This is a genomic window from Novosphingobium resinovorum (assembly GCF_001742225.1).
In the GTDB taxonomy this organism is placed as follows: Bacteria; Pseudomonadota; Alphaproteobacteria; order Sphingomonadales; family Sphingomonadaceae; genus Novosphingobium; species Novosphingobium resinovorum_A.
The window spans coordinates 1,007,139-1,020,743 of sequence record NZ_CP017075.1; the positions used below are offsets into that span (position 1 = coordinate 1,007,139).

The window sequence follows — 13,605 nt, forward strand, 5'->3', positions numbered from 1 at the left end:
GCCCTCCCGGACGGAATCCGGGAGGGCAGATAGGTTCACGACTTGCCGAACAGGCCCTTCGCCATGCCGGCGAGGTCGTCCATGACGCTGCCGTCGCCGTCCTTGTCGAAGAAGCTGGCCGCCTTGCCGGGGTCGGAGGCGATGGCGCTGGCGAACTGGGTCAGCGAACCCTCGCCGCCGATCTGGCTGATCAGCTGCTGGATCGTGCCCACGTCGAGGCCGCTGCGCTCCGCCGCCAGCTGCGCGGTGTCACCGTCCTGCTGGTGCGCGATGCCGAGTGCGGCAATCGCCTTTTCCGCCACGGCCGGATCGAGCCCCAGCTTCGTCGCGAGATTGGTCACGTCCGCGTGTTCGCTGACCTGACCGAGAATGCCGTCGAAAAGTCCCATGTGTCTCACTCCAATGATGGACGATAGAAATATGAGGCGAAGAGGTGCGGAAAGAAAGCCTTGAAAGCGTCTTCACCCTGACGCCCGGTTGCCTGATCCGTTGGACGAGGCGCCGGGTGTGCGATTGACGTATAGCCCGATGCACCCTAGCGCTCGAATACACCTTGAGTATGGTTGGGGCTGCCTGAGGCGTGGTGTAGATTGATGACGCAGGCACCCTCGTAGTGTCTGCTGGCAAGGACTAGTTCATGAGCCTCACTGCCGCCGCTGTCGCGGTGATGATAAGTGCCGTCGCCCCCGAAGCCGGTGTTCCGACGGGCGGGGGGCCGGTTCCCGTATCGCAGCCCGCCACAACGTCCGACAGCGCTATGCCGGCCGCCGACACCGTCCCGCCAACGGTTGTGCCGGTACAAGGTGTCCCGACCGATGTGCCGATATCGCCGCCTGCGACTAGCGGCACCATCGCGATACCCGGCGATGCGCCGATCATCGTGCCTCCCGCCGTGGCACCGACCGTCCCGGACGCCGTTGGCACCGATACCGGACCGGACATCGTCGTCACCCGCCGCAGACGGGCGCCTCCCGGCGATCCCCTGGAAAAGATCAACATCCAGTCGTTCGCGGTGACTCAGGCCGTCGATGCGGCCGTGATCGAACCCGTCGCCAAGGCCTACAACAAGGGGCTCCCCAAGCCCGTGCGGCAGGGCCTGCGCAATTTCTTCTCGAATCTCGGCGAACCGGTGGTGTTCATCGCGTATCTGCTGGAGCTCAAACCCGGGAAAGCCGCGGAAACGGCGGGCCGCTTCGCGATCAACAGCACGATCGGCGTGGCAGGCCTCGTCGACATGGCCAAGCGCAAGCCGTTCAATCTGCCTTACCGCCCCAACGGATTCGCCGATCTCCTCGGGTATTACGGGATCGGCCCGGGGCCGTTCTTCTATCTGCCGATCATCGGCCCGACCACGCTGCGCGACGTGATAGGCGATACCGTGGACAAGGCATTCCTGCCCGTGGTGGTGGGTAGTCCTTTCAACAAGGCGGTGGTGGCGACCCCTTCGGTCATCCTCGACCAACTAGGCGAACGCGCTGCCTTCGATGAGGAAATCAACAGCATCCGTAAGGAAGACGACCCTTACACGACATACCGTGAACTTTACCTGCGCCAACGCAAGGCCGAGATCGACGCGCTGCACGGGCGGGTCACGCCGGACGTCGTGCCGGTCTACGGCCCGGGCATGAAGACGGCAGGGGGCAAGGCGAAGCCTTCGAAGGCAGTGGCCCCGCAAGCGCCGGCGGCCGAGAGCACCGTTCCGGAGGCAACGACGCCGGAAGCCGTCGCCCCGAAGACGAGCACGCCGGAAACTGCAGCGCCGCTCATCGTCCCGGAAACCGTGCAGCCCTAGGGGCCCTAACCCCAAAGCCTGCACTCGTCATCGTTATTTTCAAAACCCCCGGGATCGCAATCCCGGGGGTTTTCTTCATACTGTCGAGCCAGCCTCAGGCTGCGACGGGAGCCGCCTTGCGCACGCCCTCGTCGACGTGCTCTTCGAACTGCTCGAAGTTGTCGATGAACTGCTTCACCAGCGTCTGCGCGGTCTTGTCGTACTCCGCGCCGTCAGCCCACGCACCGCGCGGGTCGAGCAGCTTGGTATCGACGCCCGGCACCGCCACCGGAACCTCGAAGCCGAAGTTCGGATCTTCCCGGAACTCGGCATCGTTCAGGCTGCCGTCGAGCGCGGCATTGAGCAGCGCGCGGGTCGCCTTGATCGGCATGCGCTTGATGCCTTCCATGGTCGCCTTGCCGCCCGACCAGCCGGTATTCACCAGCCAGCACTTCACGCCGCCCTTGGCGATGCGCTCCTTGAGGAGATTGCCGTAGACCGAGGGATGACGCGGCATGAACGGCGCGCCGAAGCACGTCGAGAACGTCGCTTCCGGCTCGGTCACGCCGATTTCGGTGCCCGCGACGCGCGCGGTGTAGCCCGAGAGGAAGTGATACATCGCCTGATCGGGCGTCAGCCGCGCGATCGGAGGCAGCACGCCGTAAGCGTCGGCCGTGAGGAAGATCAGGTTCTGCGGCACCGGCCCGAGGTTCTTCTCCGAGCAGTTCGGAATGAAGTCGATCGGATAGGAACCGCGGCTGTTCTCCGCCAACGAGTTGTCGTCGAGGTCGATCTTGCGGGTCACCGGGTCGATCACGACGTTCTCCAGCACCGTGCCGAAGCGGCGGGTGGTGGCGTAGATTTCCGGCTCGGCCTCTTCGGACAGGCGGATCATCTTGGCGTAGCAGCCACCCTCGAAGTTGAACACGGCGGTGTCCGACCAGCCATGCTCGTCATCGCCGATCAGCGTGCGCGAGGCGTCGGCCGAAAGCGTGGTCTTGCCGGTGCCCGAAAGCCCGAAGAACACCGCCGTATCGCCGTCCGGGCCGATGTTGGCCGAGCAGTGCATCGGCATCACGCCCTTCACCGGCAGCAGGTAGTTGAGGATGCCGAAGACCGACTTCTTCATCTCGCCCGCATAGGCGGTGCCGCCGATCAGGATCAGCTTCTCGGTGAAGTTCACCGCGATCACCGTTTCCGAACGCGAGCCGTGGCGCGCGGGATCGGCGCGGAAGCTCGGCAGGTCGATGATGGTGTATTCCGGCGCGAAGCCCTCCAGCTCGGTCGCGGTCGGACGCACCAGCAGGGTGCGGATGAACAGGTTGTGCCACGCGAACTCGTTGATCACGCGCACGTTGACGCGGTGTTCCGGCTGCGAACCGCCGAACAGGTCGGCGACGTAGAGCGTGTCCTTCTCACCCAGCGCCGCGAGGAAATCCTCCTTGAGCGCCGCGAAGTGCTCCGGCGTCATCGGCACGTTGGTCTTGCCCCACCATACGGTGCCTTCCGTCTCGGCGTCCTTGACGATGAACTTGTCCTTCGCCGAGCGGCCGGTGTGCTTGCCCGTGGCGACGACGAAGGGACCATCGGCCGAAAGCACGCCCTCCCCGTTCTTCACCGCATGCTCGACCAGAGGGGCCGTACCGAGGTTCGCGAAGATCTGGGCCTTCGTCTCTATGCCCTGTTTCGAGAGCGGATGGTTAAGGGTGGTCAATGTCATCTCCTCCAAAAGATGGCGTCGCTACGGGTATTCCCGCTGACGCTAAGTCGATTCCTGCGCAAGAATCGTGCCGCCGACTAAGCGGCAGTCTCTTTTCCGTCAAATTGACTTCAATTGAAACCATCAAGGGTTGTTGGACCTGACATTTAGTCCCCGCACCGCGAGAATTTGCCATGCGCAGACAGAGCCGCTAGTCAGGCTCGCCCATGCAGCAGAAAGCACCGTCGCCGCGCCCATGGCAGATCCTTTGAATGCTCCTGCCGACGATACGCCGCTCCTGCCGCCCGTGGCTCCTGCCGTCACGCCGCGCCAGCAGACGATCGCGCTCGTCGATGACGACCGCAACATCCTCACCACCTTGTCGATCAGCCTTCATGCCGAAGGTTTCGCCACGCGCGTCTACGCGGACGGCGAAACGGCGCTGAAGGCTCTCCTCGAGAACCCGCCCGACCTGGCGATCTTCGACGTGAAGATGCCGCGCATGGACGGCCTCGAATTGCTCAAGGTGCTACGCGCGCAGTCGTCGCTTCCGGTGATCTTCCTGACGTCCAAGGACGAAGAGCCGGACGAGGCGCTGGGCCTTGCGATGGGCGCCGACGACTACATCGCCAAGCCCTTCAGCCAGCGCCTGCTCGTCGCGCGCATCCGGGCCATCCTGCGCCGCAGCGAACTGGCCAAGGCGCCGCCCGAGGAAGCCTCCGGGGCAGACATGCCCGACCCCGTCTTGCGCGGCAGGCTTGCGCTCGATCCGGCGCGGCATCAGGTCACCTGGGACGGCAAGCCCGTCTCGCTCACCGTCACCGAATTCCTGATCCTCGAAGCCCTGGCGCTGCGCCCGGGCGTCGTGAAAAGCCGCAACCAGCTGATGGACGCCGCCTACAGCGACGACGTCTACGTGGACGACCGGACCATCGACAGCCACATCAAGCGCCTGCGCCGCAAGTTCCGCGCCGTGGATCCCGAATTCGGCGCGATCGACACGCTCTACGGCGCCGGCTACTCCTTCGCCGATGGCTGAGCGATCCCGCTCCCGCCGGCGACGTCCGGTGCGATTGCTCCTGTCTTGGCGCGTATCGCTGACCGCGCGCATCCTCGCGGTCAACTTCATCGCCCTGGCCCTGATGGCCGGCAGCCTGTTCTATATCGACAGCTATCGCAACGAACTGCTCGCCGAGCGCTACCGGCTCGCCAAGTCCGAGGCGGAGATCACCGCCGACGCGCTTGCCGACGAAAGTTCCGCCGGTCGGCTCGCGCTGATCACCCGCATCGGCACGGAGCAGGATCTGCGCCTGCGCCTGTTCGACAGCCGTGGCGAACTCGTAGGCGACAGCTTCACGCTGGCCCCGCCCTCCTATCGCCTGATCGATCCGGCCTCCGAACCCTGGCTGCAGGACGCCGCGCGGATGCTCGACCGGGGGATGGACTTCATCCTCGGCGCCCCGGAAATCGCCGATTACCGCGACCCGAGCGACACCAGCGCGCGCGGCTGGCCCGAAGTCCGCGCAGCTTTGGTCGGCCGGGAAACCTGGATCAACCACAAGGCCGCGCCCGACCGCACCCCCGTCATCATCGCCGCCACCCCCGTCGGCACCGACGGTTCCGCGCTGCTGGTGACCCGCAACGCCCGCGACATCACCGAGAACGTGCGCATGGCGCGCCAGACCCTCGCCATCATCGTCGGCGGCGCGCTGGGCGTCTCGATCCTGCTCTCGCTGTTCCTCGCCCGCACCATCGTCGAGCCGCTGCGCAAGCTGGTGCGGGCCGCCGTGCGCGTGCGCCTCGGCCGCGACCGCAGCGTCATCGTCCCGCGCCTCCCCGACCGTCGCGACGAAATCGGCCTCCTCGCCCGCGCCATCTCCGACATGAGCGGCGCCCTGCGCCAGCGAATCGACGCGGTCGAGAGCTTCGCCGCCGATGTCGCCCACGAGCTCAAGAACCCCCTGACCTCCCTGCGCAGCGCGCTGGAAACGCTCGACCGGGTCGACCAGCCCGACTTGCGCCGCCAGCTCCTCGGCATCGCGGAGGACGACGTGCGCCGGATCGACTTTCTCGTCACCGAGATCGCAGACGCAAGCCGCATCGACGCCCAGCTCAGCCGCACCACGTTCGAGCCGCTGGACATGGGCCGCCTCGTCCAGAACCTCGTCGCCGAGCGCGACCAGCGCGGCGTCAACGGCTCCAGCCCGGTCACCGTGACGATCGAGGATGCCGAACTGACCGTCCCCGGCGACCCGCCGCGCCTCGAACGCGTCCTGCAGAACCTCATCGACAATGCCGTGTCGTTCTCACCCCCGGACGGCCCGATCGAGATCACCCTGTCGCACATCGACAACCGCGTGAAGATCGCCGTCGCCGACCACGGCCCCGGCATCCCCGAGGCATCGCGCGAGCGCGTGTTCGAACGCTTCCACTCGCTGCGCCCCTCCCGCGAGGAATTCGGCACGCACAGCGGCCTCGGCCTCGCCATCGCGCGCACCATCGTGGAAGCGCACTTCGGCCGCCTGATCGCCACCGACCGCACCGACGGCCAGCCCGGCGCACGGCTGGTCATCTCCCTGCCGCGCTGGGAGAACGAGGCATGAGCGCCGAAGCCCGCCAATCGACCTGCGTTGCCATCGGCAACCGCGCCATCCTGATCGAAGGCGCTCCGGGCTCGGGAAAATCCAGCCTTGCGCTGGCCCTGATCGACCGGGGCGCAATGCTGGTCGGTGACGACTCCGTGATGCTCGAAGCTTGCGACGGATGGCTCTTCGCCAGCCCCCACCCCCACACACGCGGCCTGCTGGAAGTCCGCAACCTCGGGCTGGTCCCGCACGACTGCACCGAGAAAGTCGCGGTCGCGCTCGTCCTGCATCTCGACGGCTCCGCACCGCGCTACATCGAAAAGGCTGAGAGCATCGCAATCAGCGGCGTCGAGGCGCCCCTCATCCGCCTTGCACCGCACGACGCGGTGCTCGCGATCAAGGCGGAACTTGCCCTGCAACGCTACGGGCTGCCTGTATAAAGCCCCTCGCACGGCGGGGACGGCCTTTTGGCCCCTTCCCTTTCCCGGCGGCAAGGCGCAGATAGCGACGATGGGGACTAAAGTGGGAAATCCGCAGCGCTTGCTGCTGGTTACGGGCATGCTGGGTGCGGGCAAGACGACGGCCTTGCGCGTGCTGGAAGACCTTGGCTGGGAAATCGTCGACAATTTCCCGGTCCGCATGCTCGAAGCGCTCATCGACGGCGCCCCCGAAGGCGATCCCACGCCGCTCGCCATCGGTTTCGATTCGCGTACCCGGGGCTTCGATCCCGAGCGCGTGATCGCGCAGGTCAAAAGCCTCAGCGAACGCCGCGACCTCGAAATCACCACGATGTTCCTCGACTGCTCCAGCAAGGAACTCGAACGCCGCTACAACGAAACGCGCCGCCGCCATGCCCTCGCCGCCGATGCGCCGGTCTCCACCGGCATCCGGGCGGAACGCGAACTGCTGGCGCCGCTGCGCCGCTGGGCGGACCTGCTGATCGAGACCACCGAATTCACCTCCAACGACCTGCAGCGGTCGATTCGCGAGCGTTTCGCCGAGAGCACCGCCGACGAACTCACCGTCACCGTCTCCAGCTTCGGTTTCTCTCGCGGGATGCCGCCAGTCGCCGACCTCGTCTTCGACATGCGCTTTCTCGACAACCCGCACTGGGACACCGAACTGCGCCCTCAGACGGGGCAGGACGCGCCTGTAGGCGACTATATCCGCAAGGACCCGGCCTGGGACGAGGCCTTCGCCCGCATCCGCGATCTCATCCTCCTGCTGCTTCCCCGCTACCGGGCACAGGGCAAAGCCTATGTCCACATCGCCTTCGGCTGTACCGGAGGGAAACATCGTTCGGTATTCACCGCAGAACAGATCGCAGCGGTCTTGCGTCAATCGGGATTTTCGCCCACATTGCTGCACCGCAACCTGGGCTCACGGGCGGCGGATCTTCTCGAAGGGGGTCTGCGGCGTGGAAAATAGAGACATGAACCGGGTGCGATTGCAGGAATTTCGGAGCGCACTCCCGGCATGATCGGCATGATTCTGGTTACTCACGGCAATCTCGCCGAGGAGTTCGTACACGCGATGGAACACGTCGTCGGCGATCAGGCCGATGTCGAGACCGTCTGTATCGGCCCGAACGACGACATGGAACGCCGCCGCTCCGAAATCGCCGACGCCATTGAAAAGGTGGACAGCGGCGAAGGCGTGATCGTCCTCACCGACCTGTTCGGCGGCACGCCCTCCAACCTCGCGATCTCGCTGATGCAGGCTGGCAAGGTCGAAGTGATCGCCGGGATCAACCTGCCGATGCTGATCCGCCTCGCCAAGGCGCGCGGCTGCATGCCGGTGCGCGAAGCGGTCGCCGCCGCGCGGGATGCGGGCCGCAACTACATCACGATCGCCAGCGAATATCTGGGTCAGGACGCATGATCGACTGTCGCGATTCGGTGCTGATCGTCAACAAGCGCGGCCTCCATGCCCGCGCCAGCGCCAAGTTCGTCGGCCACGTCGCCGATCTGCCGGGCGGGGTTTCGGTGACGGTCAGCAAGGACGGAATGTCCGCTGAAGGCGGCTCGATCCTCGGCCTGATGATGCTCGGTGCGGCCAAGGGCGACACCATCGAAATCGCCTGTTCAGGCAACGGCGCCGACGCCGCGCTGGCGGTTCTGGCGGGTCTGGTACGCGACGGCTTCGGCGAAGAGTGAGCACCCCCTATTCGCCGGGCGGCATCGAACGCCGCACGATCACCGGCTTTTCCAATCCCCTCGTCAAGTTCCTGCGCTCGCTTCGCGACAAGAAGCACCGCAAGCGCGAGAAGCGCTTTCTGGCGGAAGGCCTGCGCCTGCTCACCGACGCGCGCGAATGCGGCGTGCTGCCGGAGATGCTGGTCATGGCCATCGGCCGCGATCCGCATCCGCTGCTCGATGCGCTCGAAACCGCCGTCGCGGCGGCGGGCGGAGAGATCGTCGAGATGGACGTGGAAATCCTCGCCAAAGTCACCGGCAAGGATAATCCGCAGGCCGTCGCGGGCGTCTTCGCCGAATTCGACACGCGCCTCGCGAACCTCGACCGAGCCAGTTCGCCGATCTGGCTGGTGGCGCAGGCGCTGCGCGATCCGGGCAATCTCGGCACCATGCTGCGCACCGGCGACGCCGTGGGTGCGGGCGGCCTCATCCTCATCGACGATTGCGCCGATCCGTTCTCGGTCGAGGCGGTACGCGCCAGCATGGGCGCGATCTTTACCCAGAAGATCGCCATCGCGCGCTGGGAGGAATTCCAGGACTGGCTGCGCGGCGGTGACGGCCAACTGGTTGCGGCCTCGCTGCGCGACCCGACCGACTATCGGCAGGCGCCTTATGCTGCGCCGTGCTTCCTCATGGTCGGCAACGAATCGCAGGGGCTTCCGGCCGATTACGAGCAAGCCTGCGACCTGCGCGTTACCATGCCGATGCTGGGCCGCGCCGACAGCCTAAACGCCGCCGTCGCGGGCGCGGTTCTTGCCTACGAGGCACTCGCGCATCTGCGGAGTTCCTGAAACTCCGCGTTCATCCCATCCTCACCTCTCGGGCGTAAGACTCGATGGGTGATGCGACGACTCGCCCTCCTTCTCTGTCCGCTCCTGCTGGCTGGATGCTCCGACGCGGGGCACCTCACCCAGCGCGGTCCTGCGGGAGAAAACTGGGTGGGCAGCCAATGGCACTTCGCCGCGATCGACGGTCGCGCCCCTGAGGACGCTAGCGCTCAAGTCGCGTTCGAAGGCGAGCACCTTCTGGTGCAGGTCGGCTGCAACCGGCTCAAGGGACCCTGGCGGATGGAGGCGGAACGCCTGATCGCCGGGCCTTTCGACCAGACCGAAGCCGTCTGTCCTAGTTCCTCATGGGAACAGGGCAATGCCGTCAGCGCCCTGCTCGCCGCGACGCCGCGGGTAACCGTAGAGGGCAAGCGCATGATCCTGCAGTCAAGCGGCCACACCGCCGAACTTACACGCGCGGTAGACTGAGCCGAGTGTCTCAAGAGCATTACACTTTACGTAGAATAGTCATTGCGAGCGCAGCGAAGCAATCCAAAGTAGTCTTGAGCCGCCTTGGATTGCTTCGCTGCGCTCGCAATGACGAAGGGTAGATCACGTCAGACCATCAAATCGAGGCACCCGCCCTCATCGTGAAACCATCTGACGCAGGTTCGATCGGCGCCGTCAGAAGATGGGTTCCCGCCTTCGCGGGAATGACGACGACGATATACGCTTGATCTGGTGACTTACTCCGCAGCCTCCGCAGCCTCGACGGCTTCCTCGCTATTATCCTCGATCTGAACGCCGGTATCGGCATAACGCGGCGCAGCCTCGATCGAGGGGACATCGTCGGAGATTTCTCGCTTGCCGATCTTGATGTGCTTTTCACTGAGACGGCGGGCGCGGCTCATCACGTTGCCCTCGTAAGTGCGGGCGAAGTCGTTGAAGCTGTTGACCGCGCGGCCCATGTGCACGCCGACCTTGGACAAGTCGTCCTGAGTCTTCGCAAGGCTGTCGTAAAGGTCGGCGCCGAGCTTGCCGATCTCGCGCGCTTCGCGCGCTAGCCCTTCCTGCTGCCAGACTTGTGCGATGGTCCGCGCGATGGCGACGAGGTTCGTGGGGCTCGCCAGCAACACCTTGCGATCGAACGCGAAGTCCCAAAGACCCGAATCGTGGTCGAGGGCGGCTGCGATGAAGTGTTCGCCGGGCACGAACATGATCACGTAATCCGGCGCATTCTCGAACTGGCTCTGGTAGCTCTTGGCGCCGAGCGTCTGGATGTGGTTGCGCATCGATGCCGCGTGCTGGCCCATGAAGGCGAGGCGCCCAGCCTCGTCCTCGGCCTCGAAGGCATCCTGATAGGCATTGAGCGAGACCTTCGCGTCGATCACCAGTTGCTTGTTGCCGGGAATTCGGACGATCGCATCGGGGCGCAGACGGCCTTCCTCGGTGTTGATCGACTGCTCGGTCTCGAAGTCGGTGTGCTCGGTCAGCCCGCACTGTTCCAGCACGTTCTTGAGCTGCTGTTCGCCCCAGCGTCCGCGCGCCTTGGGCGCATTGCGCAGCGAGTTGCCGAGCCGGACGGCCTCCGCGCGCACCAGTTCCTGCCCGACGCGCAGCGCCTCGATCTGGCCGGTCAGCTGGCCGAAGGCATCGACGCGCTTGGCCTCCAATGCCGCGACCTGTTCCTCGTAGCTCTTGAGGCGCTGACCTACCGGTGTGAGGATCGAGTTGAGGCGTTCGGCGCTGGCTTTCTCGCTCTGTTCGAAACGCTCGCCCGCCCGGCGCAGGAATGCTTCCTGCGCGCCCGCCAGCACTTTTGCGCCGGCGTTCTCGAACTCCTTGCGCAAGGCTTCCTGCGCTTCGAGCAGCAGGCGCTTCTGCTCATCGAAGTTCGCCGACTTTTCCCGCAGGGTCGAAAGTTCGTCCGACAAGCCGCGCTGTTCACGCAGCAACCCGTCCACGCGTGCGGCATGTTCGGTGCGGGTCTTATCGAGAACCTGCGTCAGCTCTGCACGGGTACGTTCGACCGCTGCGGCGCCGTCATGGCGCAGGCGTTCGGTCAGGGCTTCATGGTCGGTGCGTGCGCGGTCGAGCGCCTGCTCGAGCGCATCGGCCCGCCCGGCCCGCTCGCGCGCGGCTTCAAGATCGGCGAAAGTACGTAAATATTTGGCGTCGCCTTCGCGTGCCTCACGCTCACGCGCTTCGGCTTGTGCCCGCCATTGCGCGGTCGGGCGCGAACCGAAAAACCAGCCTGCAGCGAGGCCGATGACGAGAGCGAGAATCGTGGCGACTACAAGTTCCATGGCTCCAGCCTAGCCGGAACATTTCAGGAACTCCAGTCCTCGACGGCGATTTTCCACCGGGGCGCGAAACGCCCCGGAAGAAATCAGGCGGCCTTGCGCAGCTTTTCGAGCTTCTTGAGCGCCATCTGGCGCTTCAGGCGCGAGAGGTGGTCGATGAAGAGGATACCTTCGAGGTGGTCCATCTCGTGCTGGAGACAGATCGCGAGAAGACCGTCCATGTCCTCCTCGTGCACCTTGCCGTCGAGGTCCTGCCAGCGTGCGCGGATGCGCGAAGGGCGCTCCACATCGGCGAAGATCTCGGGGACCGAGAGGCAACCTTCCTGAGAGACGATGTGCTCGTCCGAGGGATCGAGGATTTCCGGATTGATGAAGATCCGGGGTTCCTTCTTGGTCGGCTGATGCGTGTGGTGGTGATCGCCATGCGACGTGCAGACTTCCGGCTCGGCGTCCTCGTCGTCAGGCTGGAGGTCGATCACCAGTACACGGAGCGGAACGCCGACTTGGATCGCGGCGAGACCGATGCCGGGAGCGTGGTACATCGTTTCGAACATGTCATCGACGAGCGTTTTAAGCTCGTCGTCGAACTTTTCGACGGGGGCCGAGACCTGCTTGAGGCGCTGGTCGGGAACTTCGAGGATTTCGCGGATAGCCATCTGCGCCAGATAATCGCGAAAGCCCGATTTCGCAAGATCAGGCACCGCAGGCCGAAATCGCGTCAGGCGACAGGACGACGAGCGCGGATCGCCTGGGCCAGTGTGCCCTCGTCGAGATAGTCGAGTTCGCCGCCGACCGGCAGGCCGTGCGCCAGTTGCGTTACCCGCACCGGGAAGCCTTCAAGCCGCTCGGCGATGTAGTGCGCAGTGGTCTGGCCTTCGAGCGTGGCGTTCATCGCGAGGAGGACTTCATCGATGCCGCCCTCCCCGATCCGGCGCAGCAGGCTGTCGATCGCCAGGTCTTCGGGGCGGACGCCGTCCAGCGCCGAGAGGCGTCCACCAAGGACATGGTAACGCCCCGTGAACAGGCGCGCGCGGTCAAGCGCCCAGAGGTCGGCGACTTCCTCGACCACGCAGATCGAGCGTGCGTCGCGGCGGGGGTCGGCGCAGATGCCGCAGGGGTCGGTGGTATCGACATTGCCGCAGGTCCGGCACTCGACGAGCGCCTCGCGCACGGCGTCCAGCGCCTCCAGCAGCTGCACCAGCGCGGTTTCCCGCCGCTTGATCAGCCACAGGACGGCACGGCGCGCCGAACGTGGGCCAAGGCCGGGCAGGCGCGACAGGGCGGCGGTCAGCGTCTCGATCTCTTGCGATGCCATGGATCGGGAGATAGGGCCTGCGCCTGATCTTAGAAAGCCCGCTCAGGAGTTCCCCACATCATGCGTATCATCTTCATGGGAACGCCCGATTTTGCGGTCCCCGCTCTGGTTGCTCTTGTCGAGGCGGGGCACGAGGTCGTGGCTGCCTACACCCAGCCGCCGCGTCCCGGCGGGCGGCGGGGCAAGGAACTGACGCCCTCGCCGGTGCAACGGGAAGCCGAAGCGCGCGGGATCGAAGTGCGCCATCCGGTTTCGCTGAAGGGGGCGGAAGAGCAAGCCGCCTTCGCCGCGCTGGAGGCAGACATTGCCGTCGTCGCGGCTTATGGGCTGATACTGCCGCAGGCGGTGCTGGATGCGCCGCGCCTCGGGTGCCTCAACATCCATGCCTCGATCCTGCCGCGCTGGCGCGGTGCGGCGCCGATCCAGCGGGCGATTCTGGCGGGCGATCCGACGACGGGGATCACCATTATGCAGATGGAAGCCGGGCTCGATACCGGACCGATGCTGGCGACGCTGCGCACAACGATCGACGCGAAGACGGCCGGGGAACTGACCTCCGAACTTGCGGACCGGGGCGCGCAATTGCTGGTCGGCACCTTGCGCGACCTCGCCGTTCACCGCGCGGTGAAGCAGCCGGAGGACGGGATTACTTATGCCCGCAAGATCGACAAGGCCGAAGCGCGACTCGATTTCACCGCAAGCGCGGTCGACGCGGAGCGTCAGGTGCGCGCGTTCATGCCCGCGCCGGGGGCATTCTTCGAACTGGACGGCGAGCGCTACAAGGTGCTGTCGGCGCGGATCGTCGAGGGCTCCGGCGAGGCGGGCAGCACGCTCGACGATGCCCTGACGGTCGCGTGCGGGGAACAGGCGCTGCAGGTCACGCGCATCCAGCGCGCGGGCAAGCCGGCCATGGACGTAGCCGACCTGCTGCGCGGACGCCCCATTCCGGCAGGCACGAAGCTGGCCTGAG

Annotated in this window: 15 protein-coding genes; 10 read left to right on the plus strand and 5 right to left on the minus strand. The window is 65.7% G+C overall.

Annotation, left to right across the window (positions count from 1 at the left end):
* Positions 1-35: 35 nt before the first annotated feature.
* On the minus strand, positions 36-389 hold the full coding sequence (locus BES08_RS04585; protein ID WP_008829463.1) for a hypothetical protein: 354 nt from the start codon (positions 387-389) through the stop codon (positions 36-38).
* A 248-nt stretch (positions 390-637) separates the two neighbouring features.
* Between BES08_RS04585 and BES08_RS04590 the strand changes: the two genes are divergently transcribed.
* The gene (locus BES08_RS04590) at positions 638-1,792 is read left to right on the plus strand and encodes an MlaA family lipoprotein (protein WP_008829464.1); all 1,155 of its coding nucleotides are present in this window, start codon (positions 638-640) and stop codon (positions 1,790-1,792) included.
* Positions 1,793-1,886: 94 nt separating this feature from the next.
* Here the strand turns inward: BES08_RS04590 and BES08_RS04595 are convergent, their stop codons facing one another.
* On the minus strand, positions 1,887-3,491 hold the full coding sequence (locus BES08_RS04595; RefSeq protein ID WP_036524618.1) for a phosphoenolpyruvate carboxykinase: 1,605 nt from the start codon (positions 3,489-3,491) through the stop codon (positions 1,887-1,889).
* A gap of 235 nt (positions 3,492-3,726) precedes the next feature.
* Here BES08_RS04595 and BES08_RS04600 point away from each other — a divergent pair, with 235 nt between their 5' ends.
* The 8 genes from BES08_RS04600 to BES08_RS04635 all read left to right on the plus strand — a co-directional run bounded on the left by BES08_RS04600 (position 3,727) and on the right by BES08_RS04635 (position 9,506).
* Positions 3,727-4,509: a response regulator transcription factor gene (locus tag BES08_RS04600; protein ID WP_008829466.1), complete on the plus strand. Its 783-nt coding sequence runs from the start codon at positions 3,727-3,729 to the stop codon at positions 4,507-4,509.
* Positions 4,502-6,073: a sensor histidine kinase gene (locus BES08_RS04605; RefSeq protein WP_037518796.1), complete on the plus strand. Its 1,572-nt coding sequence runs from the start codon at positions 4,502-4,504 to the stop codon at positions 6,071-6,073. The genes BES08_RS04600 and BES08_RS04605 overlap by 8 nt, the downstream gene beginning before the upstream one ends.
* Positions 6,070-6,495, plus strand: a complete 426-nt coding sequence (locus BES08_RS04610; protein ID WP_008829468.1) for an HPr kinase/phosphorylase — start codon at positions 6,070-6,072, stop codon at positions 6,493-6,495. The genes BES08_RS04605 and BES08_RS04610 overlap by 4 nt, the downstream gene beginning before the upstream one ends.
* A gap of 70 nt (positions 6,496-6,565) precedes the next feature.
* Positions 6,566-7,483 carry an RNase adapter RapZ gene (rapZ, locus tag BES08_RS04615; protein WP_036524610.1) on the plus strand — a complete coding sequence of 306 codons (918 nt, stop codon included), beginning with the start codon at positions 6,566-6,568 and terminating at the stop codon, positions 7,481-7,483.
* Positions 7,484-7,531: 48 nt separating this feature from the next.
* Positions 7,532-7,936 carry a PTS sugar transporter subunit IIA gene (locus BES08_RS04620; protein ID WP_008829470.1) on the plus strand — a complete coding sequence of 135 codons (405 nt, stop codon included), beginning with the start codon at positions 7,532-7,534 and terminating at the stop codon, positions 7,934-7,936.
* Entirely contained in the window at positions 7,933-8,211 is a 279-nt protein-coding gene (locus BES08_RS04625) for an HPr family phosphocarrier protein (protein WP_008829471.1), read from the plus strand. The genes BES08_RS04620 and BES08_RS04625 overlap by 4 nt, the downstream gene beginning before the upstream one ends.
* Positions 8,208-9,041 (plus strand): TrmH family RNA methyltransferase, encoded by an 834-nt coding sequence (locus tag BES08_RS04630; RefSeq protein WP_231958169.1) that lies wholly within the window; start codon positions 8,208-8,210, stop codon positions 9,039-9,041. Before BES08_RS04625 ends, BES08_RS04630 begins: the two co-directional genes overlap by 4 nt.
* Positions 9,042-9,092: 51 nt before the next feature.
* Positions 9,093-9,506, plus strand: coding sequence for an META domain-containing protein (locus BES08_RS04635; protein WP_156799763.1), 414 nt, complete (start codon positions 9,093-9,095; stop codon positions 9,504-9,506).
* A gap of 257 nt (positions 9,507-9,763) precedes the next feature.
* Here the strand turns inward: BES08_RS04635 and BES08_RS04640 are convergent, their stop codons facing one another.
* The 3 genes from BES08_RS04640 to recR form a co-directional block, all read right to left on the minus strand.
* Entirely contained in the window at positions 9,764-11,323 is a 1,560-nt protein-coding gene (locus BES08_RS04640; RefSeq protein WP_008829474.1) for a DNA recombination protein RmuC, read from the minus strand.
* Between the two features lie 83 nt (positions 11,324-11,406).
* A complete protein-coding gene (def, locus tag BES08_RS04645) occupies positions 11,407-11,976 on the minus strand; it encodes a peptide deformylase (RefSeq protein ID WP_069709146.1) in 570 nt (189 codons plus the stop codon).
* 62 nt (positions 11,977-12,038) lie between these two features.
* Positions 12,039-12,635, minus strand: coding sequence for a recombination mediator RecR (recR, locus tag BES08_RS04650; protein WP_008829476.1), 597 nt, complete (start codon positions 12,633-12,635; stop codon positions 12,039-12,041).
* A gap of 60 nt (positions 12,636-12,695) precedes the next feature.
* Between recR and fmt the strand changes: the two genes are divergently transcribed.
* The gene (fmt, locus tag BES08_RS04655) at positions 12,696-13,604 is read left to right on the plus strand and encodes a methionyl-tRNA formyltransferase (RefSeq protein WP_008829477.1); all 909 of its coding nucleotides are present in this window, start codon (positions 12,696-12,698) and stop codon (positions 13,602-13,604) included.
* Position 13,605 lies beyond the last annotated feature (1 nt).

Excerpts from the sequence above, each read along its gene's own strand:
- def (WP_069709146.1), bottom strand. The coding sequence starts at position 11,976 with ATGGCTATCCGCGAAATCCTCGAAGTTCCCGACCAGCGCCTCAAGCAG.
- BES08_RS04625 (WP_008829471.1), top strand. The coding sequence starts at position 7,933 with ATGATCGACTGTCGCGATTCGGTGCTGATCGTCAACAAGCGCGGCCTC.
- recR (WP_008829476.1), bottom strand. The coding sequence starts at position 12,635 with ATGGCATCGCAAGAGATCGAGACGCTGACCGCCGCCCTGTCGCGCCTG.
- BES08_RS04610 (WP_008829468.1), top strand. The coding sequence starts at position 6,070 with ATGAGCGCCGAAGCCCGCCAATCGACCTGCGTTGCCATCGGCAACCGC.
- BES08_RS04585 (WP_008829463.1), bottom strand. The coding sequence starts at position 389 with ATGGGACTTTTCGACGGCATTCTCGGTCAGGTCAGCGAACACGCGGAC.
- BES08_RS04595 (WP_036524618.1), bottom strand. The coding sequence starts at position 3,491 with ATGACATTGACCACCCTTAACCATCCGCTCTCGAAACAGGGCATAGAG.
- BES08_RS04635 (WP_156799763.1), top strand. The coding sequence starts at position 9,093 with ATGCGACGACTCGCCCTCCTTCTCTGTCCGCTCCTGCTGGCTGGATGC.
- BES08_RS04600 (WP_008829466.1), top strand. The coding sequence starts at position 3,727 with ATGGCAGATCCTTTGAATGCTCCTGCCGACGATACGCCGCTCCTGCCG.
- BES08_RS04640 (WP_008829474.1), bottom strand. The coding sequence starts at position 11,323 with ATGGAACTTGTAGTCGCCACGATTCTCGCTCTCGTCATCGGCCTCGCT.
- fmt (WP_008829477.1), top strand. The coding sequence starts at position 12,696 with ATGCGTATCATCTTCATGGGAACGCCCGATTTTGCGGTCCCCGCTCTG.
- BES08_RS04605 (WP_037518796.1), top strand. The coding sequence starts at position 4,502 with ATGGCTGAGCGATCCCGCTCCCGCCGGCGACGTCCGGTGCGATTGCTC.
- rapZ (WP_036524610.1), top strand. The coding sequence starts at position 6,566 with ATGGGGACTAAAGTGGGAAATCCGCAGCGCTTGCTGCTGGTTACGGGC.
- BES08_RS04620 (WP_008829470.1), top strand. The coding sequence starts at position 7,532 with ATGATCGGCATGATTCTGGTTACTCACGGCAATCTCGCCGAGGAGTTC.
- BES08_RS04590 (WP_008829464.1), top strand. The coding sequence starts at position 638 with ATGAGCCTCACTGCCGCCGCTGTCGCGGTGATGATAAGTGCCGTCGCC.